Below are 22,577 nucleotides of genomic sequence, written 5' to 3'. Positions count from 1 at the left end.
GGCCAACGCCATGGGGCTGGGGGCGGTCACCGGCTCGATCACGGTCGGTAAACGCGCCGACCTGGTCCTGATCAGCCCGCGCGGGTTGGGCATGATGCCACTGACGGACCCGGCAGCCAGCGTGGTGCAGTCGGCCAGCGCGGCGGATGTGGATACGGTCATCGCCGATGGGCGCCTGCTCAAGCAGGGTGGTCGCTTGCTGGCCGTGGATGTCGAGGGGTTGCGGGCCCAGGTGGCGCAGGGCTGGGCAGCGGTGGCGGCGGCCGGGCAGGGCTGAACAGCGGCAGCGTGCGGGGGCCGCCATTCACGGGCGTGTGCATCGCCTAGCAGGTTTTACGCATCCGCCTCTGGACAATTACCCACACCGGTGGCTAAGTCAGCGCACCTGGGCGGCTTCGTAGTTCGCGTTGCTGCCTTGGCCTGTCAACGAGCCCAGGAGACCCGGTTTGAGCGTGCCAGAAACAAGAACCATAAGACGCAAGACGTTGCACAGTGAAACCGTAGACCACCTGCGTGACATGATCGTCAGCGGTGAGTTGGGGCCCGGGCAGAAAATCCCGGAAAAGGAGCTTTGCGCGCGTTTCGATATCTCCCGCACTCCACTGCGTGAGGCGCTCAAAGCCCTGGCCGCGGAGGGGATGGTCGAGCTGCTGCCGCAGCGCGGTGCGCAAGTGGCGACGATTACGGATCAGGAGCTGCAAGAGCTGTTTCCAATCATTGCCAGTTTGGAAGCGCTGGCCTGTGAACTCGCCTGTGAGACCATCACGCCGGCACAGTTACAGGCCATCACCACGATGCACCAGGCCATGGTCGGCGCTTATCACGAGTCCCGCCATTTGGATTATTCGCGGCTCAACCGGGCCATTCATTTCGCCATCTTCGAGGCGGCAGGCAATGCCTCGTTATTGGCACTTTATAAAAGCCTTGAGTTACGTATCCGCAACATTCGGCACACCGTGCGCCAGCGGCCCGACGATTGGAAACAGGCCGTCAACGAACACGAAAAAATCCTCAAGGCGCTCACCGACCGCGACGGTAGCCGCCTGGCTAAGTTGATGCGCCAACATGTGATGAGTACCGCCCGCACAGTGCGCCATTCCATCGACGAACTGGGTGATGTGCCACTGTGAGCCCGAGCAACCAGGTGCGAAAGGGTACCGTGTGAGTCCTTGATAACGCGCTAAAACTGCACATTTTCAGCAAAAATAGCCCTAAAATCGTGCAAATAAAATGAATACATTATGTATTATTCTTTTTTGTTGACCGCGGCGGGTATTCAACGCCAGCATGCTTGCCCATATCTCACTGGCGCAACGCAATCACTACCCGAGGGGCAACGCATGAAGAAGACGCTGGCGGCTTCGATGTTGACGTTGATGTTTGCAGCGGGGGGCGCACACGCGCAGGACGACGGTACCTTGGCGAAAATCGCCGAGCTGGGGGCGATCACCGTCGGCCACCGTGACGGTGCCGTACCGTTTTCCTACTATGACGACAACCAGCGGCCCATTGGCTATGCGATGGACCTTTGCGCCCGCGTGGTCGATGCAGTGAAGCTTAAGTTGAACAAGCCGGACCTGAAGGTTACCTACATGCCGGTGACCGGCACCACGCGGATACCGTTGCTGGCCAATGGCACCATCGACATGGAGTGTGGCACCACCACCAACAATGCCGAGCGCCAGCAGCAGGTGACCTTCTCGACCACGAATTTCGTCGCGGGGGTGCGCATCCTCTCGAATCAGAGCAACCCTATCGAGACGATGGCCGACGCCAAAGGCAAAACGGTGGTGACGTTGGCAGGGACCACCAGCGTGAAGGTGATCAATGTGGCCAACACCGAACAAAACCTTGGCTTGACGATACTGACCGCCAAGGACCTAGCCGAAGGCATGCTCACGCTGGAAACAAACCGCGCGGTCGCGTTGATTTTCGATGATGTATCCCTGGCGGGGGCCGCCGCCACCTCGAAAACGCCGAAGGCCTTCGTGCTCTCCAAGCAGCCGCTGTCGGTCGAGCCTTACGGCATCATGCTGCGCCGCGGCGATGACGCCTTCAAGGCATTGGTCAATCACACCCTGGAAGGCCTCTACGCCAGTGGCGAAATCAACGCCATCTACGCCAAATGGTTTACCCAACCGATCCCGCCGCGCGGCATCAACCTGAACTTCCCGATGTCGAGCCAGCTCAAGAACGTGATCGCGCACCCTACGGACGACCCGAACCCCGACTTGTACCGTTGATCAACCCATTACCCACGGGCAGGGCGCATGCGCCCGACGGCGGCGCTTCAACGGCAAGGGCGGGCTATGAGTTACAACTGGAACTGGTCGATATTCTTCGAGCCATCACTGGACGGCACCCACACCTACCTGACGACCCTACTGTGGGGCGCTGGGTGGACGCTGGCTACGGCATTCGCGGCCTTTGCCATCGCCCTGTCGTTGGGTTCGGTGGTGGGCGTGGCCCGCACGGCGCCGCAGGCATGGGTGCGTGCGCTCAGCACCTGTTTCGTCGAGGTGCTGCGCAACGTTCCGCTGCTGGTACAAATGTTCCTCTGGTACTTCGTGCTGCCAGAGCTGCTACCCGACGAGTTGGGTACCTGGCTTAAGCAACTACCCGATGCGCAGTTCTACACCGCGGTGGTTTGCTTGGGCTGCTACCACGCCGCGCGCATGGCCGAAGTGGTTCGCGCCGGGCTTCAAAGCCTGCCAGGGGGGCAACGAATGGCAGGCCAGGCGCTGGGGTTGAACCTGGCGCAAACTTACCGGTATGTACTGTTGCCCATGGCTTACCGCATCGTGGTGCCAGCGATCACCTCTGAGTTTCTCAGTTGCACCAAGAACACCTCCGTGGCACTGGCGATCGGGCTGATGGAGCTAACGGGCAGCGCCCGTGCGATGCAAGAAAACAGCTTTCAAATCTTCGAGGCGTTCAGTGCCGCCACCACGCTGTACCTGGCATTGAACCTGATCATCATCTTTGCCATGCGTCGTGTCGAACGCCTGGCTGTCGTGCCCGGCTACGGCACCCCGCAAAAGGCCGCCTGAGCATGCTGAACGGATTCGACCTGCAGGTAGTGATCAATGCCTTGCCGTACCTGTTCATGACGGGAATGGCCTTTACCTTGACGTTGACCGCATTCGCCACCTTGGCGGGTATCGCCTTCGGCACGCTGCTGGCGATGATGCGACTGTCGCGGCACCGGGCACTGGCGTACATGGCCGCGGGGTATGTGAACCTGCTGCGCTCATTGCCGTTGGTGCTGGTGATTTTCTGGTTCTATTTTCTGGTGCCATACCTTGCTCAGTGGGCCATGGGCGCATCAAGGCCGGTGCGGGTCGACCCCTTTTGGTCGTCCGTTATCACCTTCACGCTGTTCGAAGCCTGCTATTTCTGCGAAATCATCCGCGCCGGTATCCAATCCCTGCCCAAGGGGCAGTTGCTCGCGTCCCAAGCCCTTGGCATGCACGGGGGGCAGAGCATGCTGTACGTGGTACTACCGCAAGCGCTGCGCAACATGCTGCCGTTGATGTTGACCCAAACCATAATTCTGTTCCAAGACACTTCGTTGGTTTACGTGCTGTCGATCACTGATTTTTTGGGCGCTACCGCCAAGGTCGCCCAGCGCGATGGCCGCTTGCTGGAGATGTACATCTTCGCCGCGCTGGTCTACTTCGTGATTTCCCTACTCGCTTCCCACGCTGCGCGGCGCCTACAGCGGCGCGTGGCGATCATCCGTTAAGGGCATGCCCATGATTACCCTGCGCGACGTTTGCAAAGCCTATGGTCAGTTCCAGGTGCTCTCGCATTGCAGCACCCACGTGGCCAAGGGCGAGGTGGTGGTGGTATGCGGGCCCTCTGGGTCTGGCAAATCGACGCTGATCAAAACCGTCAATGGCCTCGAACCGGTCAACGCCGGCGAGATCATCATCGATGGGGTCAGCGTCACCGCCAGAGGCACCAACCTGTCGACGCTGCGCGCGCGCGTGGGCATGGTCTTCCAACATTTCGAATTGTTCCCGCACCTGTCGATTATCCAGAACCTCATGCTCGCCCAAGTCAAGGTGCTCAAACGTACCCGGCCGCAAGCACATAAAAAGGGGATGGCGCTGCTGGACCGGGTAGGGTTGGTGGCACAGGCGCACAAGTTTCCTGGGCAACTGTCCGGTGGCCAGCAGCAACGGGTCGCGATCGCCCGCGCCTTGGCCATGGACCCGGTCGCCCTGCTGTTCGATGAGCCAACCTCCGCGCTCGACCCGGAAATGATCAACGAAGTGTTAGACGTGATGATCGAGCTGGCCCGGGAAGGCATGACGATGATGGTGGTGACCCACGAGATGGGCTTCGCGCGTAAGGTCGCCAACCGGGTGATCTTCATGGACCGTGGCGAGATCGTCGAGGACGCCGAAAAAAACGCCTTCTTCGACCAACCGCGCAGCGAGCGCGCACAGCAGTTCTTATCGAAAATACTGGTGCACTGAAGGAGCCCGAAACCATGGAAATGCTCAACGAGCAGCAACTGCTCGAGCAGGCGGCGGGCCGCGGCGCTGTGCTCAAGGGCGGGCGCATTGTGCTGTATGCGGGGGCCAACCTGCCCAGCCTGGAAGCGCAACAGGCCTATTCACCCGGGTTGAGCGCGTACCCGGCGATGGGGCCGAGTTTTGCCAAGGAACAACCCGACACCGACGGCGTGTCCGGCTTGGAACTGGCCGTGAGCCAACGGATATGTGGGCTGTTCGGTGCGCAATGGGCCGAGCCGCGCTTGCCCAGTTGCACCATCGCCAATTTGGCGGTGTTTCACGCGTTCTCGCAACCGGGCGATCTATTGCTCGCCCCGGCGGCGGCCCATGGCGGGCACTTGAGCCAGCGCCGGGGCGGAACACCTTCGTTGGCGGGCCTGCGGGTCGAGGAGTTGCCCTTCGATACCCGCCATTGCTGCCTGGATGCACCACGGGCGGCCGAGCTTGTGCGTGAGCGCCGGCCGGCATTGGTAATGCTGGGGCGTTCGGTGATCATCAAGCCCGACGATATCGAACCGGTGGTGGCGGCGGCGCGCGAAGTGGGGGCGAAAAGCATTTTCGATGCATCCCATGTCAGTGGGCTCATCGCGGGCGGTACCTTCCCCAACCCGCTGGCGCTGGGGGTGGACGTGTTGACCAGCTCGACCTACAAGACCTTGCCCGGCCGGCCGCACAGCCTGATTGCCGGCCGTCACCCGGCCGATGGGAAGCGCTTGGCGCAACTGATCGATGGGGCACTGTTGGCCAACTACGATGCCGGCAGGCTCCCCTCACTGCTGCTCACCCTGCGTGAAGTGCAGGCAAACGGTAAGGCCTATGCCGAGCGAGTGTGTGCGAACGCCCAGGCGCTCGCCCAGGCCTTGCGCCAATGTGGGGTTACGGTGATAGCACCCATGGCCGGCGAAGCGTTTACCCACCAGATACTCATCCCCATGGCCGCTGAGGTTCCGGCAGCCATGGCCATGGCCGCCATGGAGCGCCACGGCATTTTGCTCGGCACCTGCGCCGACCCTACCACCCCCGGTGGGTATGCCTTGCGGGTCGGCACTCAGTTTATCACCACGCAAGGCCAAGCCCAGGACCTCGGCAGTATTGCCCAGCGCCTGGCCGGTGCGCTGCGCCCCAGCGCGGCGGGCAGAATGGCATTGGCCTGAAGGGCATGCCAACAGCGACGCCGCTGTAGCAGTGCCCCAGGCGGTTACCAACGTCTTGGGGCCGGGGGCACCGTCCGTCGGGCTCGGCGAAGCGTAAGCGGCCTAGGGTTGTCTACCTTTCTGAGAACTAAAGAGAGGAAGGTTATGCAACCCTTTGATTTGTTGGATCCAGGTGCCCCAACTCTTTTTTGTGAGTTTATCCAAGCTACCCGTGCCATGCGCAAAATGCCCATCGAGCAGTTGGGCACCACGGCATGGAAAATGGCGCGGACCCGCCAAGAGCGCGCCTTCGCCCGCTGGCATGACTACCTGCAGCGGCAAGCGAATTCCCGGGCTAGACCTGAGCCGTTGAAGCTTGCCGGCTAAGGCTGTGCCACGCTGCAATGGGGCCAAGGCTGTGGGGTAACGCCTTCAACCCTTACCCCCGTAGCAGCCCAACTGCCGCGCCGGTGCTGATGGGGCCAACCCTGGAGGGCTTACCCGGGTATGTTTGATATCGATTGGATTCAGTGGCCGGCGATGCTGGTGAGTGTCATCGCTGCTTGGTATGTCGGCTCGCAGCGGCCACGGCGGCGCATGGTTGCATTTTGGTGTTTTATCGCGAGCAACGTGCTATGGATTGCTTGGGGCGTGCATGCCAACGCCTATGCGCTGATTTGCCTTCAGCTCTGTTTGTGCGTGATGAACGTGCGCGGCTTTCGGCGAAACCTGCGCCAGGCAAAGGGGCGAACTCAATAGTGGAATGTTTCAGCCATTCACCTGAGGGAAGTGGGCATACCCCATCGGGCGCTGCCGTTCGCTGCCGGCGTGCCGGTCGGTACATCCGAGCACCTGTAAGGTGAACTTTTACCAAGTGAGGGGCTTCCCAACCTTAACCGGCGCCTGACCCAGGTGCCGGCTTTGCCCAACCTATGAGGAGGTCATCACCATGCCACGGGGTAGCAAAGATAAATACACCACTGAGCAAAAACGCAAAGCTGAGCATATCGAAAAAGGCTACGAGAAAAAGGGCACCCCTAAAGGTGCAGCCGAGGCACGTGCCTGGGCCACGGTGAACAAACAAAGCGGCGGAGGCGAGAAGGCCGGGGGCAGCGGGCAAGCCACCCCTGGCAGCGAGAAAAAGACCGCGCAGGCGGATTCGGCCAGGCGTGCAGCCAAGACGCGCGGCGGCCACGCGCGAAACTCCGAGGCGTCGCTTGAAAGCCAAACCAAGCAAAGCCTTTTAGAGGAGGCGCGTAGCCGCAACCTGTCGGGGCGGTCCAGCATGTCTAAAGCTGAACTGGTCGCAGCGTTGAAAAAGGCGGCCTGACGGGCCTGGGTGGCTCTCAGTTCTTTAGCGAGCAAGGCTATGCAACCCCCTGACCTCACCGACCCCAATGCCCGCAGCTTGTTTCGTGAGCTGGCCTTGGCCATCCGGGCGATGAAACGGATCCCTGCCAAACACCTATGCTCCGGGCAGTGGCAGGTCGCCCGGGCCCGCCAGGAGCATGCTTTTGAGCGCTGGCATGGGTATTTGAAACGCCAAGCGGGTACCCGAAAAAAGTACAAGGCCCAGGCCCGGGCGCAGTAGCGTTCAGCGTACCCGGTAACACGGGCCACACACGGTTATGGCCCGCGGTACTGGTACAGCCAACGGCCCGGTACGGTCACGGTCACCACCGCCAGTAGCGCTGTGAGCGCGCCGGCGATCGCCATGGCGCGCAATTCGAACCGGTGTTCCAAGCCCACCCCGAGCACCGCGCCGGCGAACATACCGGCCCATGGCACCAATTGCACCTTCCAGCCGCTACGCCGTTCACCGGCCAACCAACGACCTACGCCGCGGCCAAAGCGCGACAGCGCCCCCGTGACATACGTAAGGCCGATGGGCAAACCATTGACGTGCTCAACCACGGTGTTGATCATCCCCATCGCCATCACCGCCAAGATCAACCCCCAGGCGGTGGCGATTCCGCCAGCGGCGCCCAGCAGCAGTGCAATGCAGGCCAACAGCGGCCAGGCCCGTTTGCCACTGGCTTTGCCCACCAGTACCCCGGCCGCATTGCCGATGATAAACGTGCCAATCAAGGCGCCGATGCGCAAGGCGCCCGGGCCATCCCCTTGGCCGAGCGCCAGCGCAAGGCGAGTGGTGTTGCCGCTCATGAACGACACGAAATCACCCACCGCGACGAAGCCGATGGCATCGACCATGCCGGCCAGGATCGATAACGCTGCGACGAAGTACAGGCCCACGCGGCCGCGCGCCCGCTCCAGGCGCTTGGCTCGCTGGCTGAGGTGGGTGGTTTCTGGAAGCATGGGTGCCTCTGGCTGGCGGTAAATACACGGCGAACGGCAGGCGCCTATGCCTGCGGGCGGGCAGGGCGTTAATGTACCGCTAAAACAGCCCGCCCAATAGGGTAGCCTTGCACCGGCCTACGTTAGCCGATACCGAGATCGCGGATCGACGGCTGCAGCGCACTTTTGAGCACCACGTCGACCAAGTCCTCGATATTCCAAGGCTTGCGCAGCACGCCTACCCCGTGCAGGGCGACGAGGTCGTCGGGCAAGGCAACGGCCGTGCTGATAATGACCGGGATGTCTGGCCAATGGGCGCGTGCGTAGCGGGTAAGGGTGATGCCATCTGCCTGGCCGGGTGTTTTCACGTCGGTGATGATCAGCAGAATGTCCTCGGCATGGGCCCGCAGGTAGGCCATGCCGTCGTCGGCTCGTTCGAAGGCTTCAGCCTGGATACCTTCGGCCTTGATCGCACAACGGATCAGGTCGGCGATCATCAATTCGTCTTCTACCACCAGGATCTTGTTCTTTGCGTGTTCAGGCATCGTTCGACCTTTCAGGCTGGTATGCATGGCTCGGCCAAACGCGGGCGCACCGCCGCGTTATGCCCATTCGTAGAGGTTCCGTCACCGCCGCCCGGGCAGCGCGCGCAGGGGTGTCAGTTGTGGACCATGGGTGGCATCGGTGGTTTCATCGCCAGGCCCGCCAGCAGGGCGCGCCGAGGGCACCGCCAGAGCGCGGGGCGGTCTGAACCTTATCGTCAGACAGTTCAAGGGGTGGCGCCATTGGCTTCCAAGCACCGTACCCGCGTCGCAAAGCCGGCCAAGGCCGGTCCGCGCCTTCAAGGCCACGACGTTTTCTTCGCTGCCGTGCAGAACACACGCACGCCCATGGTCGTGACCGACCCGAACCAGGCGGATAACCCGATCGTATTCGCCAACCCGGCCTTCCTGCGGCTGACCGGTTATACCCAGCAGCAGGTCCTGGGCCGAAATTGCCGCTTTTTACAGGGGCCGGAGACCGACCCGGCCACCTTGAGCGCTGTGCGCGAAGCCATCGCGGCGCGGCGCGAGGTGGCGGTAGAGTTGATCAATTACCATAAGGATGGCACCACGTTCTGGAATGCGCTGTTCATTTCACCGGTGTATGACGCCGCAGGCGCGCTGATTTATTTTTTTGCCTCGCAAGGGGATGTAAGCCGCCGCCGAGACGCCGAGCAGGCGCTGCGCCAAGCCCAGAAGATGCACGCCCTGGGGCAATTAACCGGAGGCATCGCGCACGACTTCAACAACCTGTTGCAGGTGATGGCCGGTTACCTCGAACTCATTCAACGCAGCGCGCAAAAGCCTGACCTGGACCGCGACCGCATCGTGCACAGCGCCGGTCAGGCCCGGGCAGCAGCCAACCGTGCCAAGACCTTGACCCAACAGCTGTTGGCCTTCGCCCGCACACAGAAGGTCGAGGGCCGGCTGGTCAACCTCAACCACCTGGCCCAGGGCTTAGCCGATACCGCCACCGATACAGTGCCGGGTGCCCAGCTTAGCGTGGTGCTCGCACCCGACCTGTGGAGTTGCCGTATCGACCCGGCCCAAGCCAAGGCCGCATTGTTCAATCTATTGCTCAATGCCCGGGATGCTCTGGCCAGCCGAGAGGCGCCACAGCTTCGCATCGAAACGGCCAACGTTAAGGCCCAGGGCGTGGGCGCGCCCACCGATGAAGGGCTAGCGCCGGGGCGTTACGTGAGCATCGCCGTGGCCGATAATGGCGTGGGCGTGCCGTTGGCGATACGTGAACAGGTCATGGCGCCGTTCTTCACCACAAAGCCAGAGGGCACCGCGGCAGGGCTCGGGTTACCGATGGTGTTTGGCTTTGCCAAGCAATCTGGCGGTGTGGCGCGGCTGCACTCGCAAGAGGGCATAGGCACCACGTTGTGCTTGTATTTCCCGGCAGAGGACAGCGCCCCCCACGCTTAAGGCGGCATCCGCAGGCCGGGCCATAACCCGCGCAATTGAGCGCGTGCTATCGCATGCCCAGCCGAGGCGGCGCGGGCCAGCCACATCAGGGCACGGGCACCGTCATGGCGGCTGCCCAGGTATAACATGGCCAAATGCTGCATCGCGTCGGCCTGTCCCTGGCGGGAGGCCTCCAGCCACAGTTGTTCCGCCACCGCCCACTGCTCGCCCAGGGCGAACAGTTGCCCCAGTTCATTCAGCGCCTGGGCCTCGCCGCGGTCGGCCGCCAGGATCAGCGCACGATCCTGATCACTGACGCTGATGCGCAGTAGCGGCAATATGGCGGGCAGTGCTAACCGTGCGCGGCCGCGTGCGTCGTTGCCGGGCAGGCGTTGCACGCGCCCTTGTTGCACGCGCCGCCACCAGGTGCGGCGGCTACAACCGGTGAGCAGTTCGGCCATTTCCAGGCTGATGCCGTGCTCCATGCTTAAGCCTCGGGTTGCCAAAGGGCGCGACTCTGCCAAAAGCCTGCGCAACGGGCTACCCGGCAAATGATTCAAGAAACTACCGTGCTGGCAATGGCACAACAGCGGGTGCGTCACGGCGTGGTTGGCGCAAGCCAGGCCATGCCAGCCGGGTTACGCTGGGCGGCCTTCCCCCTGCCATTGGCCACGTTGCGGTTGGCATGGCGGTTGCAGGGCGCTCACCGCAGCACCGTTGCTGTGAGTCCATGGAGCGGACACGATGAACACACCCAGTAGTGGTTTCAGCCTGATCGAATTGATGGTGGTGGTTGCCATCATCGGCATCCTCTCATCCATCGCGCTGCCCGCGTACAGCGCCTACCAGGCGCGCAGCAAGCTCGCCGCGGGCATGGCCGAAAGCGCCGCGCTGCGCACCTTGGCCGAGGATACCCTCAACAGCGGAGCAGTCATCGGCAGCGAGGCCGACTTGCCCGGCATTACCCGCAATTCGCAGCATTGCATTTTTACCGCAAGCTTTGCGGCGGACGGTGCCGGCCGCTTGGCGTGCGCGATTCAGAATGCGCCACCGTCGGTAAGCAACGCCACGCTGGTATGGGCTCGCACGGCGCAGGGCGATTGGGCATGCAGCGCAACCGCCGTTAGCCAGGCCCACCTGCTGCCCCAAGGCTGCCCTGCGCAGCGCGCCCCTTGACCGGCATCGCCAGCGGCATTGGATGATGCGCTGATGGCATGTGTAGGCCCTCGCGCTCCAACCGCGCCGGGCTTGCACATGTGCAAGTGCGCGGTGTGGTGAACCGCACGGCCGCTTAGAGTGTGTCAGCATCGCGGCCCTGCAAGCCCCCGCACCGTACTGTTATAATGCCACCTGTTAATGGATGGCCCCCACAAGGATCGTGATGCCCCGCGACTTACTGCCAGTCGTTCTCGCCGTGTTCGTCGCGCATCTCGTGCTTACGGCGTGGTCACTGCTCACCCAAACCGCGCTCAACTGGTTGCCGGGCTAGGGACCTATCGGCGCTGCCCTTGGCTGCCAGTTGCGCTTGCAGGTCAGCCACCGCTCGCTGCGCCCGTGCCGCCAATGGCCATTCGGCGCGGTGGATCAGCCACAACGTATCGACTACCGGGTTGCCACACTCCACCAACTGCAGTGCACCCTGCTGGGCGAACGCTTGGCGGGCGAAGCGCGGCAATACGGTAAAGCCGAGCCCCCGCGCGACCGGCTCAAGGATCAACCCCACCTGGTTGGTGAAACCGCGCACGGGCAACGCACGCAGGCCGGGTTGCCCCGGGTAGCGCCGGCTGAACAAGCGCATGGCCATGGCTTGGCCGTCTGGGTGGTCGATGAAACCTAGTCGCTGCAGGGTTTCCCAACCCTCGTAACGCACGCCGGCCGGCAATACCAGTTCCAGCGGCTCTTCACCAAAGTGCCGTGCGGCGATGCGGGCGTCGTCTGGCTTGAAGGTCAGTAACCCCAGCTCGAAGTGGTTGCTTAGCACGGCGTTGAGCACCTCGCCGTCGGGTGCGAAACGGTGGCGGATCACCAACCCCGGGTGGCGCTGCTGGTAGTGCAGCAGCAGTGGATACAGTGCCAGGCCGATGCTGCCCGGGCTGACCAGGCTGATATCGCCCTGCTGCTCATCGGCACCGCACAACCGCGCTTGGAACGCCCGTGCTGCGCGGTCTACTTCGGCGGCATAATCGAGCAGGGCCAAGCCCGCGGGCGTCATCTCCACGTGCCGCGGCCTGCGCACCAGCAACGGCCCAAATTGCGCTTCAAGGTGCTTGATATGCTGGCTGACGGCAGCCTGGGTCAGGCCCAAGCGCTCGGCGCTGCGGGTAAAGTTGCCGAGTTCGGCCACGGTGGCGAAGGAGGTGAGCCATTGAGGGTTAACCATAATGAAGTCTTATCGATGCCATAATTGCGATGCGGTTCTAATTATAGCGAATGCAGGCTACCGTAAGGTACGTTGTTCAAAGGGCGGGCGCTGGTGCGCCTGGCCGAATTCGTTTGATAGAGGTAGCTCATGTCTGCATTGTTCAGCCCGTTTTCGCTCAAGTCGGTAACGCTACGTAACCGCATCGCCGTGCCACCGATGTGCCAATACAGCGCCCACGACGGCTTCATCAATGACTGGCACCTGGCGCATTACACCGGCCTTGCCCGCGGCGGCGCGGGCCTGGTGATCGTCGAGGCTACCGCGGTATCGCCAGAAGGGCGCATCACCCCTGGCTGCACCGGCCTGTGGAGTGACGAGCACACCGCCGGCATGGCCAAGGTCGCGGCAGCGATCAAGGCCGGTGGTGCGGTCGCCGGTATCCAGATCGCCCATGCCGGGCGCAAGGCCAGCGCCAATCGCCCCTGGGAAGGCGATGACCATATCGCCGCCGGCGACCCCCGCCGTTGGGAAACCTTGTCACCTTCGGCTAGCGCTTTTGGCGCCAACCTGCCTCAAGTGCCCAAAGAAATGACCCTGCAAGATATCCGGCGTGTGCGTGACGACTTCGTCGCCACCGCCCGGCGCGCGCTCGAGGCCGGCTTCGAATGGCTGGAGTTGCACTTCGCCCACGGCTATCTCGCCCAAAGCTTTTTTTCGCCCCACGCCAACCAGCGCAGCGATGCCTACGGCGGCAGCGCCGAGAACCGTGGGCGCTTTTTGCTGGAAACCTTGGAAGCAGTGCGCGCTGTGTGGCCCGAGCACCTGCCACTGACCGCGCGTTTTGGTGTGATCGAGTTCGACGGCAATGACGAACAAACCCTTAACGAGTCGATCGCGCTGGTCAAGGCCATGCGCGGTGCCGGACTAGACATGCTCAGCGTGAGCGTCGGTTTCTCCACGCCCCAGGCGAACATTCCCTGGGGGCCGGCCTTCCTCGCGCCCATCGCCGAGCGTGTGCGCCGTGAAGCGGGCTTGCCAGTGGCCACCGCATGGGGCGTAGACACACCCAAACTGTGCGAGCAGGTGGTGGCTGCAGAGCAACTCGACGTGGTGATGGTGGGCCGCTCCCATTTGGCCAACCCACATTGGCCGTACTATGCGGCCAAGGTGCTGGGGCTGGCCAAACCCTCTTGGGTGCTGCCGGCACCCTATGCTCATTGGCTGGAACGTTACGAACCGGTCGGGCCGCAGTAAGGGGCCGGCGCTAAGCCGCACGCCGCGCGATACGGGGTGCGGCTTTTTTGTGGATTCAATACCTGAACCGGCCCACGAGCCCGTTGAGTTCCCCAGAGATCTCCCCCAGTTGCTGGGAATCGGCCCGTGCCGTTTGCGCCAGCTCTTCTACCTTTTGTGCGTCGGTGTGGATCTGCGCGATGTGCCGGTTGATGTCTTCGGCCACTTGGTGCTGTTCTTCGGCCGCCGTGGCGATCTGGCTGTTCTGATCGCGGATGTTGTCGACCGAGCCGCGGATTTTATCGAAACTGGCGCGAGCCTGCTGGATGCGCTCCACGCTCTGCTGCGACATGCCCAGGCTGGCGTGCATTTGCTGGGTCACATCCTGGGTGCGGCGGGCCAGGTTGCCGAGCAGGGTGTCGATTTCGCCGGTACTGTCGGCCGTGCGGCGAGCCAGGGCACGTACCTCGTCGGCCACCACGGCAAACCCACGGCCCTGGTCGCCTGCACGGGCCGCCTCGATGGCCGCGTTCAGGGCCAGCAGGTTGGTTTGCTCGGCGATCGAGCGAATGGTGTCGAGGATGCCGTTGATGTTTCGGCTGTCTTGCTCCAGCACCTGCATCGCCTGCGTGGCTTGCTGCAGGTTGCCGGACAACTGGCTGACGCTGCCGGTGGCCTGGTCGATATGCTGCTGGCCGCTTTGCACGTCCAACTGCCCGGCATCGGCCGAAGAGGCCGCCTGAGTGCAAGAGCGCGCCACTTCATTGGCGGTAGCGACCATTTCGTTGAAGGCCGTGCTCACCAACTCCACCGCTTCGCGCTGGCGCAACGCGGCATCGCTCATGGCGTGGGCCACTTGGCTGGCATCGCCGGAGGCGCGCTGCAGGTTACCTGCGGCTTGCCCGATGCTGCGCACCAGTTGCGCGATAGCACCGAGGAACTGGTTGAACCAGCCGGCCAATGCGGCGGTTTCATCCTTGCCGTGGACCGGTAACTTGCGGGTGAGGTCGCCTTCACCTTGGGCAATGTCTTGCAAGCCTTGTGCAACGCTGCGGATAGGCCGCACGATCACCCCGGCGAAGCTGGCCCCGGCGAGGGCGAACAACAGCCCCATGGCGGCGGCGATAGCGACGATCAACCAGGTCAGATGCACGGCCTTGGCCATGACTTCATCGCGTTGGATCAAGCCGATGAAATGCCAGCCCAAGCTTTGCGAGGTCACCACGTTGGCCATGTAGGTCACGCCGCCCAGAGTCACTTCGGTGCTGCCCTGTTGCATGCCATTGAGCGCCGCGTAGTCCGGCCCCAACGTGCTCAATTGTTTGAAGGTGTGCTGGGCATTGGCCGGGTTCACCAGCACGTTGCCATCAGCCTCGGTCAACATCAGGTAGCCGCTGTTACCCAAGTGAATACTCTTGACCCGCTCGGTCAATTGCTTGAGCGACACATCCAACCCCACCACGCCGCGCACGTTGCCCGCCGGGTCGGCCACCGTGTGCACGGTGCCAATCAATACGGCGTCGTCTGGCGCCCAGTAATACGCGCCGGTGCGGGTGGTTTTACCCGGCGCGGCCATGGCTGCCTCGTACCACGGGCGTTTGCGGGGGTCGTAGCTGGCGGTCTTGGGGTCGTCCGGCCAACTGGCGTAGCCACCGTCCTGCAGCCCAACGGACAAATACGCGGTGCTGGGATGGGTTTTGGCAAAACTGTCGAAAATGCTCAGCATCGCTTGGTTGTTGGGGGTTAGCGGCAACGACGCGGCGTCGGCACCCAGGTAGTACTTAAGGTCCGAGACGCCGGCAATGCGCGGGTCTCTGGCTAGAAAATCCACGTTCTGGCTGATACCGTCGAAAAACTGCTGCATGGTGTTGTCGATTTGGCGGATCTCGCGGCCGCTGTTATCGACGAAATCATCCTTGGCCTGCTCGCGCTGGTTCATGATCACCAGGCTGGCGATAACGATCACGGGTAAACAGGCGATGGTGGCAAAGGCGAAGGTAAGCTTGTGTTTGATATTCATGAAGCCAATCCCGAAACGTGGTGACCGCATGGGCATGCGGCGGCGGGGCAGCAAAAAGCGGGTTTTTTAGCGGCTTTACAACGGCCGGGTGTTGCCCTATGGCCACCCCATCGGCGCGGGCTGGGCGAACTTGAACGAAAAGAAAGGATCCAGGGCCAACGGTATGCCGGGCTTAGGCCGCCCAGCGGCAGTTGGCGCGCAAGCGGTGGTGGCGTAGCCGCCGTATCAGCCGCGTCGCTATTGAAACAACGGCCCCTGGGGGCATTCGTGGCCCAGCAGCCACTGCTTGGCGCCAAGGCCGCCGGCGAACCCAGTGAGGGCGCCGCTGCTGCCCACTACACGGTGGCAGGGGGCGATGATCGAGATCGGGTTGCGCCCGTTGGCGGCGCCCACCGCACGCACCGCCAGCGGGTTGCCGATGTATTCGGCGACCTGCCGGTAGCTACGGGTTTCGCCGAAAGGGATGGCCAGCAGCGCCGCCCACACTTGGCGTTGAAACGGTGTGCCGTTGAACGCCAGCGGTAGGTCGAAGCGGCGGCGGGCGCCGGCGAAGTATTCCGCCAATTGCGCCGCGGTGGCCTGCAATACTGGGTGCTCGCCGGTAGGCACCCATTCGCCCAACGGCACCCGCGCGGCGTGATCGTGCTCCCACAGTACAGCGCACAGGTGGCTGTCGTTGGCGATCAGGGTCAGGGACCCCACCGGGGTGGGCAGGCACTGCGAATACAACGGCATCGGGGGACCTCAAGGTTGCAGGGGGCCTCGGCGCTGGGCCGATTTCGCTGCGCAGCAGCGCTCGGTAGCGCGGGGTGGGCCTGTTCGTTTCGTCCCCACCGTACCAGCCTTCGCTGCTGGTCGCTATAGCCGGCGCCGCGCGCGGGCTGCAGCGAAACGCCAGGCTACCACGCACAGCGCCAACAGGCTCGCGCCGACCACGGCCCAGGTGGCCCCCTGCCACCCAGCGGGCCCCTGTGCGCGCCGGCGCCTGGCTACGTCGGCCGGCTGCAACGCTGTTGCACCCTCGCCGGCCAGGGCGTTGGCCAGGGTAGCGACCTGGCGGTCGGTCAGGTCCCGGCTGAAGCTCGGCATGCGGGTGCCATCGGCGCGCTGCACCCCTTGCAGAATCACCATCACCACGTTGGCGCCGCTACGCCGGGCAAGCGCGCCGGTATCGTCCAACGCCGGCAAGCCGCGCCCGGCTTGCCAGTGGCAACTGGCGCAGTAGGCATCGAACAATTGGGCGGCGTCCAGCGCCTCGGCGTCGGCGGGCCGTGCTTGCCCGCGCGGCACAGCCAAGGTTAGGGCCGGTGCCGGGGCCGCTGCCGGGGCGGGTGCCGCGCCGGGCAGTTGCTTGAGGTAGCTGGCGATGGCGGCGAGGTCCTGCTCGCTGAGCCGGCTCACACTGTGGTCGATCACCTCTGCCATGGGCCCGGCGGCGCGGGCTTGGCCGGGGACGTCGCCACTGCGCAGGTACTGCACCAACTGCTGCTGGGTCCAACCTTGCAGGGCTTGGGCATTGATCGCGGGCGCCGCCCAGCCCTGCACCCAGCCACCCTGTAGCGGCGCGTCGCCGCGCTCCTGTAGCCATAGGCCCCGGGGCGTATGGCAGGTACCGCAGTGGCCCAGGCCGCGCACCAAGTATTCGCCACGGCTGGCGCTGGCCCCAGCCTGGGCGATGTCGGCCAGCAGGCAAACCCCTATCAGCCAGCCCCAGCGCACGTTAGGCACGCGCCGCAGGCATCGGCCGAATCTGCTCGGCACTGCGCAATGCCAACGCCACGGCGGTGAGCGTGGCGTTCATGGTCCCGGAGGTGGGCATCACTGCCGTACCGCATAGGTAGAGGTTGTCATGGTCATGGGCTCGCCCGTAGCGGTCGCACACCGAGCGGGCTGGGTCGTCGCCCATGGCCAATGTGCCGGTAATGTGGTGGTTGGCGGAAAACTTGCCGGCGGCGCTGTAGCGCAAACGCTGCCCGCCCATGCGCTCGGCGATAAGCGCGAAGTCCTGCTGCGCTGCCTGGGCGCCACGGCGCACATAGTCGTCGATGCGGTAATGCACCTGGGGGGTGGGTAGGCCCAAGGCATCGGTGCGGCCCGACAGCACGATGCGGTTGGCAGGGTCTGGCAGCACTTCCAGCACATTGCGCACTCCCATCTCGTGGGCCACGCGTCGGCGCAGTTGTTGTTCGAAGGCTGGCCCGTAAACACCTTTTTCGAGCAAATCGTTGGTCACGCTGTCAACTCGCGAGATGTTGGTAAAGTCCAGCCGATAGGCGGCGTGTTCGCGGCGAAACTCTCCGTCGCGGCGGCTGTTGATCGCGCTGGGGCTTTGCGGGCCCCGGCCCAGCCACAAGGGTTCGTCGGCCTCGAAGGTGAGCGCGGTGCTTAAGTGGTCCATCAAGTTACGCCCCACCTGGCCGGAGCGGTTGGCAAGGCCCGACATCAACAACAGCTTGGGGCTTTCCACGCCATTGGCCGCCACGATGAACACCTGCCCGCTCACCTGCCGCGGCTGCCCGTCCGGCGTGAGGTAATGGGCGGCGCGGATACGCCCGCCGGCGTCAGCCTCTAGGCGGTGTACCACGGCATGGCTTTGCAGGCGCGCGCCCGCATCCAGGGCCGAGCGGATGGCGAGCCCGCCGTGGTACTGCGCATCGATCGGGCAGATCGGTTGGCAGCTGTTGTTGCCACAGCATGCGGGGCGGCCGCCATAACTGCGGCTGTTGCGCGCGGCGGTGTTGGCCGTGACCGCGTACAGCGGCGCCAGGCGTTCGCGAATGCGGCGCATCGCCCAGGGCTCGGCCACCGGCGCCATGGGGAACGGCTGGCTGCGCGGCGAGCCGGTGTCTTCGGCGCCTGCCACGCCCATCAATTCTTCGGCTTCCTGGTACCAGGGGTCGAGTTCCTCGTAGCTGAGCGGCCAGTCGACGCCGACGCCGTATAGGCTGGCCAGGCGCAAGTCACTGGGCAGCAAGCGCCAAGCCTGCGCGGCCCAGTGCCAACTGGTACCGCCAACGCCACGCAGGTATTGCACCGGCCACGGGTCAGGGCCGGCCTGCACGAGGTAATTGTTTTCTTCGGGTAAATACAGCGGGTGGGGCGCCCACGGGTGGTAAGGGTAGGGCGCTAGCCAATCGCTTTTGCGCGGACTGTCCCGAAACGCCGCCACGACCTGCCCGCGCTCGATCGGCCCGCCCGCTTCGAGCACCAGCACGTCGGCCCCGGCCAACGCTAACCGGCGCGCCGCCAGTGCACCGCAAATCCCCGAACCGATCACCACCACTTCGGCGTCAGGCATCGCTGCGCTCCGCGCTGGCCCAGCTGCCGTAGGCACCGTAGGCATAGCTGGGCGGGCGTAGTACGTCGCCGACCATCTGCGCGTTCAGGGCGGTTTCATAGGCCAGGCAGCGCGCCTTCGTGCCGCTGCCCACCACGCCTTGCAACCAGGCCCGCGCGACCTGCCGCGGCAGTGCGGCCAGGGGCGAGGCTTCGGCGTCGAGCACGCGCTGCAATGTGGCGGGGTCCAGTTGCCGCGCCTGAATTTGCGCCAGCAGTGCCAGGCAGCGGTTGGGAAAGTCCCCCGCCTGCGCCTTGAACGCTTCGAACAACGGCTTGCCTTGCGCGGGGTCAACGTAGCTGCGCCCCACCAGCAGCGCGCTTAAATCAAGGAAGGCCGCTTGCCCGGCATCGCCGGGGGCCGCCCACGCGGTAGGCAGCCAGGCGGTGGCATAGCCAGCGAGCACAGCCTTGAGCAGCAAGCGGCGGGTAGGTGAAGGCATGGGGTAATGTCCGTGACGCGGTATTCCACTAGGAGCGATCGGGCCGAGGTTCGTTCCGCCGGCCCACTGACATTGCTTCAGGGCGCCACTGCCGGCACCGCAGGCAAGGCTGCGCCCTTGGGCCACAGCAGCCAGAGCTGCCCACGCTGTTTCATGTTGCCGGCCAGTTCCCCAGCGGCATCGCCCGTGCCCCAGAACAGGTCGGCGCGTACTTCACCGGCAATGGCGCCGCCGGTGTCTTGGGCGGCAACCGGGCGGCTGACCGGGCTGCCATCCGGGCGGGTGGTGCCCAGCCACAGCAGGCTGCCCAGCGCGATCACCTTGCGGTCGATAGCAACACTGTAGCCGGCAGTAAGTGGCACATTGAGCGAGCCGCGCGGGCCCTCGTTGCTGTCCGGGCGGGTGCTGAAGAACACATAGCTAGGGTTGCTGTCGAGCAACTCGTTCAGCCGCTGTGGGTTGGCATCGGCCCAGGCGCGGATACGCGCCATGCTGATTTCTTCCTTGGGCACTTGCCCCTGTTCGACCAACCAACGGCCCACTGGCTTGTACGGGTAACCGTTTTGATCGGCGTAGCCGATGCGCAGTTGCCGGCCGCTTTCCAATTGCACACGGCCAGACCCTTGGATCTGCATAAATTGCAGGTCCATGGGGTTCTCCAGCCAGGCCAGCACCGGCGCATTAGCGCCGCGGGCACGCAAGGTGGCGGCGTCGTCGTAAGGTTTGAGCACGTGGCCCTCCAGGCGACCGCGCAGGCGCTTGCCCTTAAGCTCTGGGTAAACGCTGTCCAGGGCCACCACGATCAGGTCGTCGGGCACGCCATACACCGGCACGGTGTGCTCGGCATCGCGGGTGAGCGAACCGCTGTACACCGGTTCGTAATAACCGGTAATCAACCCCTCGGCGCCAGCCGCTGAGCGCAGGCTGTACACCTGCAACTGCGCCTGCAGGAAGGCGCGGATGGCCTGGGCCTCGGCCGGCACTTGCATGGCGCTGGCGCACACCGGCGCCCACACCGGGTCACGGGTGAGCTTTGCGCAACCCGTGCGCCAGGCGGCGAAGCCTGCGGCCAGTTCGGTATCGCTGGTAGTGGGTAGGTCTTGCCACTGTGCTGGGGCGTAGGTGGTGGGTGCGGGCGGCACCTTGCCCCTGTCGCAGCCGGCGAACAGGGCGCAAGCCAATACCAGGGGCAGGGCGCGCCCTAAGCGCAAAGAGGTACACAAAGCAAAAAGCACGGTGGCAGGCTCCGATGGAACAAAGCCGCCTAGCTTGCGCAAGGTGATCGCGGCCGTCAAATGCTGGCGAAGTAAACGACCTGCCACGAACCGGGTATGAGCCGAAGAATGCATCGCCGCTGGGCGGTGCTGATCAGCCTGGGGTGGGGCGAAGTACGGTCCGTGCGCCTTCATCAGGCATGAACCGACTTTCACTTAGCGGGCGAAGGGCAGGGGTATGCTGCTCAACGATTGCTCCTTCAATCAATCTTACCGCCGGGGCTGCTGCCAGCGCCCGGCGGTTTTTTTACCAAGGTGTCACGCCGCTTCGGCTTCCTTCTTCAGCGATGCGATGTCGATCACGAAACGGTACTTCACGTCACTTTTGAGCATGCGCTCGTAAGCGTCGTTGATGTAGTTGATGTCGATCTGCTCGATGTCCGAGACGATGTTGTGCTTGGCGCAGAAGTCGAGCATTTCCTGGGTTTCGCGAATGCCGCCGATCAGCGAGCCTGCGATGCTGCGGCGCTTGAAAATCAGGTTGAACACCGTAGGCGAGGGGTGCGGGTGTTCCGGGGCGCCCACCAGGGTCATGGTGCCGTCGCGCTTGAGCAAGTTCAGGAACGGGTCCAGGTTATGCGGGGCGGCGACGGTGTTGAGGATAAAATCGAAGCTGCTGGCGTGCTGCGCCATCTCTTCGGGGTTCTTCGACACCACCACTTCCTTGGCGCCCAGGCGCAGGCCGTCGGCGCGCTTACTTTCGGAAGTGGTGAACAGCACCACGTGCGCGCCCATGGCCGCCGCGATCTTCACCCCCATGTGGCCCAGGCCGCCGAGGCCGACGATGCCAACTTTTTTACCGGGCCCGGTTTTCCAGTGAGCCAGCGGTGAGTAGGTGGTGATGCCGGCGCAGAGCAAAGGCGCGACCGCCGCCAGGTGTTTTTCCGGGTGGCCGATATGCAGCACGAACTGCTGCTTGACCACGATTTGGGTGCTGTAGCCCCCGTAGGTATTCTCGCCGCCGAACACCGGGCCGTTGTAGGTGCCGGTGAACCCGTTTTCGCAGTATTGCTCTTCGCCTTCGTTGCACGAAGCGCACTGCTGGCAACTGTCGACCATGCAGCCCACACCCGCCAAGTCGCCGACCTTGAAATTTTTCACATTGGCGCCGACGGCGGTCACCCGGCCAACGATTTCGTGGCCCGGCACCGAGGGGTACAGGGTGTTAGCCCACTCATTGCGGGCCGTGTGCAGGTCGGAGTGGCAAACGCCACAGTAGAGAATGTCGATTTGCACGTCATCCGCGCCCGGGTCCCGCCGTTCGATCACGAAGGGCGCCAGTTTGGCTTTCGGGTCTTGGGCGGCGTAGGTGTAGGTCTTGACCATTGCGGATCATCTCCTAGGGGTGGGTAATGGGCTGAGTATACCGGCGCTCACTCGCTTTACCGTGAAATCACTTGGAACACTGCAGCCATGCTGTGTTTCAGCGATTCGCACGGGCATTGACGCGTGAGTACTGTTGTTGCGCGCTGCGGCGCAGCAGCAGTAGGCGCGGTAAAATTGTGCAGCCAATGCTGGAACATCACATTAGCCTGCTGTTCTATTGCAACACGGGCTGGGCCATGGTTCTGAAGAAGGAGCAAAAGATGCAGACCACCTACACCGCCGAGACGTTCGACCGGGCTGCGGTAGAACAGCATAAAGGTTTGCAGGTGCTGGAGTTCGGCACAGGTTGGTGCGGCCACTGCCAGGCGGCGCAGCGGTTGTTGGCGCCAGTGTTCGCCGAGTACCCGCAGGTCGAGCACCATAAGATCGAAGACGGCCCTGGCCGGCCCTTGGGCCGCGCGTTTCGGGTCAAGCTGTGGCCGACCTTGGTGTTTCTACGCAAGGGCCAGGAAGTGGCCCGGCTGGTACGCCCCGGCGACGTTGGCCAGGTCGAGGAAGCGTTCGAACAGTTAGCTGGTGAGGGCTGAACGGCCTGCGCCTTTGCTTTAGAGGGGCGCCCCATGGTTGGTTGCCCCCCTTGGCGGTACCTTTCGCTGCCGGGCCGCGGGTTAATTGCCACA

The 22,577-nt window shown here is 63.8% G+C and carries 25 protein-coding genes and 2 pseudogenes; 15 read left to right on the top strand and 12 right to left on the bottom strand.

Annotated elements, in window-relative coordinates; all coding sequences use genetic code 11:
* From HAQ05_RS03635 to HAQ05_RS03585, 11 genes are all read left to right on the top strand, one after another.
* Positions 1-277 (top strand): amidohydrolase family protein (locus tag HAQ05_RS03635; RefSeq protein WP_190417473.1); only part of this gene is annotated, 277 nt, incomplete at its 5' end.
* Between the two features lie 208 nt (positions 278-485).
* Positions 486-1,130, top strand: a complete 645-nt coding sequence (locus tag HAQ05_RS03630; protein WP_238935043.1) for a GntR family transcriptional regulator — start codon at positions 486-488, stop codon at positions 1,128-1,130.
* A gap of 210 nt (positions 1,131-1,340) precedes the next feature.
* The gene (locus HAQ05_RS03625) at positions 1,341-2,243 is read left to right on the top strand and encodes a transporter substrate-binding domain-containing protein (protein ID WP_190417462.1); all 903 of its coding nucleotides are present in this window, start codon (positions 1,341-1,343) and stop codon (positions 2,241-2,243) included.
* Between the two features lie 66 nt (positions 2,244-2,309).
* Positions 2,310-3,050, top strand: a complete 741-nt coding sequence (locus tag HAQ05_RS03620; protein ID WP_190417460.1) for an amino acid ABC transporter permease — start codon at positions 2,310-2,312, stop codon at positions 3,048-3,050.
* Positions 3,051-3,052: 2 nt separating this feature from the next.
* The gene (locus HAQ05_RS03615) at positions 3,053-3,745 is read left to right on the top strand and encodes an amino acid ABC transporter permease (protein WP_190417458.1); all 693 of its coding nucleotides are present in this window, start codon (positions 3,053-3,055) and stop codon (positions 3,743-3,745) included.
* Between the two features lie 10 nt (positions 3,746-3,755).
* Complete coding sequence (locus HAQ05_RS03610) at positions 3,756-4,484, top strand: amino acid ABC transporter ATP-binding protein (RefSeq protein WP_190417456.1); 729 nt, start codon at positions 3,756-3,758, stop codon at positions 4,482-4,484.
* A gap of 14 nt (positions 4,485-4,498) precedes the next feature.
* On the top strand, positions 4,499-5,677 hold the full coding sequence (locus tag HAQ05_RS03605) for a glycine hydroxymethyltransferase (protein ID WP_190417454.1): 1,179 nt from the start codon (positions 4,499-4,501) through the stop codon (positions 5,675-5,677).
* A 216-nt stretch (positions 5,678-5,893) separates the two neighbouring features.
* Entirely contained in the window at positions 5,894-6,043 is a 150-nt protein-coding gene (locus tag HAQ05_RS03600; protein ID WP_190417453.1) for a hypothetical protein, read from the top strand.
* A 120-nt stretch (positions 6,044-6,163) separates the two neighbouring features.
* Positions 6,164-6,415: a hypothetical protein gene (locus HAQ05_RS03595; RefSeq protein ID WP_190417451.1), complete on the top strand. Its 252-nt coding sequence runs from the start codon at positions 6,164-6,166 to the stop codon at positions 6,413-6,415.
* Positions 6,416-6,605: 190 nt separating this feature from the next.
* Positions 6,606-6,986: a termination factor Rho gene (locus HAQ05_RS03590; protein WP_190417449.1), complete on the top strand. Its 381-nt coding sequence runs from the start codon at positions 6,606-6,608 to the stop codon at positions 6,984-6,986.
* A 39-nt stretch (positions 6,987-7,025) separates the two neighbouring features.
* Positions 7,026-7,247 carry a hypothetical protein gene (locus tag HAQ05_RS03585; RefSeq protein WP_190417447.1) on the top strand — a complete coding sequence of 74 codons (222 nt, stop codon included), beginning with the start codon at positions 7,026-7,028 and terminating at the stop codon, positions 7,245-7,247.
* Positions 7,248-7,282: 35 nt separating this feature from the next.
* Here HAQ05_RS03585 and HAQ05_RS03580 read toward each other — a convergent pair whose 3' ends face one another.
* Together HAQ05_RS03580 and HAQ05_RS03575 are read right to left on the bottom strand one after the other, a co-directional pair.
* Positions 7,283-7,972: a YoaK family protein gene (locus HAQ05_RS03580; RefSeq protein ID WP_190417446.1), complete on the bottom strand. Its 690-nt coding sequence runs from the start codon at positions 7,970-7,972 to the stop codon at positions 7,283-7,285.
* A gap of 122 nt (positions 7,973-8,094) precedes the next feature.
* Positions 8,095-8,496 (bottom strand): response regulator, encoded by a 402-nt coding sequence (locus HAQ05_RS03575; protein ID WP_190417444.1) that lies wholly within the window; start codon positions 8,494-8,496, stop codon positions 8,095-8,097.
* A 231-nt stretch (positions 8,497-8,727) separates the two neighbouring features.
* Here HAQ05_RS03575 and HAQ05_RS03570 point away from each other — a divergent pair.
* A pseudogene (locus HAQ05_RS03570) lies at positions 8,728-9,909 on the top strand (PAS domain-containing protein); the annotation flags it as partial.
* A gap of 11 nt (positions 9,910-9,920) precedes the next feature.
* Here HAQ05_RS03570 and HAQ05_RS03565 read toward each other — a convergent pair.
* Positions 9,921-10,388, bottom strand: coding sequence for a sel1 repeat family protein (locus tag HAQ05_RS03565; protein WP_190417440.1), 468 nt, complete (start codon positions 10,386-10,388; stop codon positions 9,921-9,923).
* Positions 10,389-10,647: 259 nt separating this feature from the next.
* Between HAQ05_RS03565 and HAQ05_RS03560 the strand changes: the two genes are divergently transcribed.
* Entirely contained in the window at positions 10,648-11,079 is a 432-nt protein-coding gene (locus HAQ05_RS03560) for a pilin (RefSeq protein WP_190417439.1), read from the top strand.
* Positions 11,080-11,350: 271 nt separating this feature from the next.
* Here HAQ05_RS03560 and HAQ05_RS03555 read toward each other — a convergent pair whose 3' ends face one another.
* On the bottom strand, positions 11,351-12,283 hold the full coding sequence (locus HAQ05_RS03555; protein WP_190417437.1) for a LysR family transcriptional regulator: 933 nt from the start codon (positions 12,281-12,283) through the stop codon (positions 11,351-11,353).
* Between the two features lie 129 nt (positions 12,284-12,412).
* Here HAQ05_RS03555 and HAQ05_RS03550 point away from each other — a divergent pair, with 129 nt between their 5' ends.
* Positions 12,413-13,519 carry an NADH:flavin oxidoreductase/NADH oxidase gene (locus tag HAQ05_RS03550; protein WP_190417434.1) on the top strand — a complete coding sequence of 369 codons (1,107 nt, stop codon included), beginning with the start codon at positions 12,413-12,415 and terminating at the stop codon, positions 13,517-13,519.
* 55 nt (positions 13,520-13,574) lie between these two features.
* Here the strand turns inward: HAQ05_RS03550 and HAQ05_RS29370 are convergent, their stop codons facing one another.
* From HAQ05_RS29370 to HAQ05_RS03515, 8 genes and pseudogenes are all read right to left on the bottom strand, one after another.
* A complete protein-coding gene (locus HAQ05_RS29370) occupies positions 13,575-14,342 on the bottom strand; it encodes a methyl-accepting chemotaxis protein (RefSeq protein ID WP_420825742.1) in 768 nt (255 codons plus the stop codon).
* 93 nt (positions 14,343-14,435) lie between these two features.
* A pseudogene (locus HAQ05_RS29365) lies at positions 14,436-15,437 on the bottom strand (cache domain-containing protein); the annotation flags it as partial.
* Positions 15,438-15,755: 318 nt separating this feature from the next.
* Positions 15,756-16,253, bottom strand: coding sequence for a methylated-DNA--[protein]-cysteine S-methyltransferase (locus HAQ05_RS03540; RefSeq protein ID WP_190417430.1), 498 nt, complete (start codon positions 16,251-16,253; stop codon positions 15,756-15,758).
* 123 nt (positions 16,254-16,376) lie between these two features.
* On the bottom strand, positions 16,377-17,246 hold the full coding sequence (locus tag HAQ05_RS03535) for a c-type cytochrome (protein WP_190417428.1): 870 nt from the start codon (positions 17,244-17,246) through the stop codon (positions 16,377-16,379).
* The gene (locus HAQ05_RS03530) at positions 17,239-18,816 is read right to left on the bottom strand and encodes a GMC family oxidoreductase (RefSeq protein WP_190417426.1); all 1,578 of its coding nucleotides are present in this window, start codon (positions 18,814-18,816) and stop codon (positions 17,239-17,241) included. The genes HAQ05_RS03535 and HAQ05_RS03530 overlap by 8 nt, the downstream gene beginning before the upstream one ends.
* The gene (locus HAQ05_RS03525; protein ID WP_190417424.1) at positions 18,809-19,297 is read right to left on the bottom strand and encodes a sugar dehydrogenase complex small subunit; all 489 of its coding nucleotides are present in this window, start codon (positions 19,295-19,297) and stop codon (positions 18,809-18,811) included. Before HAQ05_RS03525 ends, HAQ05_RS03530 begins: the two co-directional genes overlap by 8 nt.
* A 77-nt stretch (positions 19,298-19,374) precedes the next feature.
* Positions 19,375-20,532 carry a murein transglycosylase A gene (gene mltA, locus HAQ05_RS03520; protein WP_338050104.1) on the bottom strand — a complete coding sequence of 386 codons (1,158 nt, stop codon included), beginning with the start codon at positions 20,530-20,532 and terminating at the stop codon, positions 19,375-19,377.
* A gap of 297 nt (positions 20,533-20,829) precedes the next feature.
* The gene (locus tag HAQ05_RS03515) at positions 20,830-21,897 is read right to left on the bottom strand and encodes an NAD(P)-dependent alcohol dehydrogenase (protein ID WP_190417422.1); all 1,068 of its coding nucleotides are present in this window, start codon (positions 21,895-21,897) and stop codon (positions 20,830-20,832) included.
* A gap of 260 nt (positions 21,898-22,157) precedes the next feature.
* Here HAQ05_RS03515 and HAQ05_RS03510 point away from each other — a divergent pair, with 260 nt between their 5' ends.
* Positions 22,158-22,484, top strand: coding sequence for a thioredoxin family protein (locus HAQ05_RS03510; RefSeq protein WP_190417420.1), 327 nt, complete (start codon positions 22,158-22,160; stop codon positions 22,482-22,484).
* Positions 22,485-22,577 lie beyond the last annotated feature (93 nt).

Origin of the sequence: Pseudomonas typographi, assembly GCF_014694385.1 — a bacterium.
GTDB classification, from domain to species: Bacteria; Pseudomonadota; Gammaproteobacteria; order Pseudomonadales; family Pseudomonadaceae; genus Aquipseudomonas; species Aquipseudomonas typographi.
The sequence above is the reverse complement of the archived record's forward strand: the minus strand, read 5'-3'. Positions and strand labels throughout refer to the sequence as shown.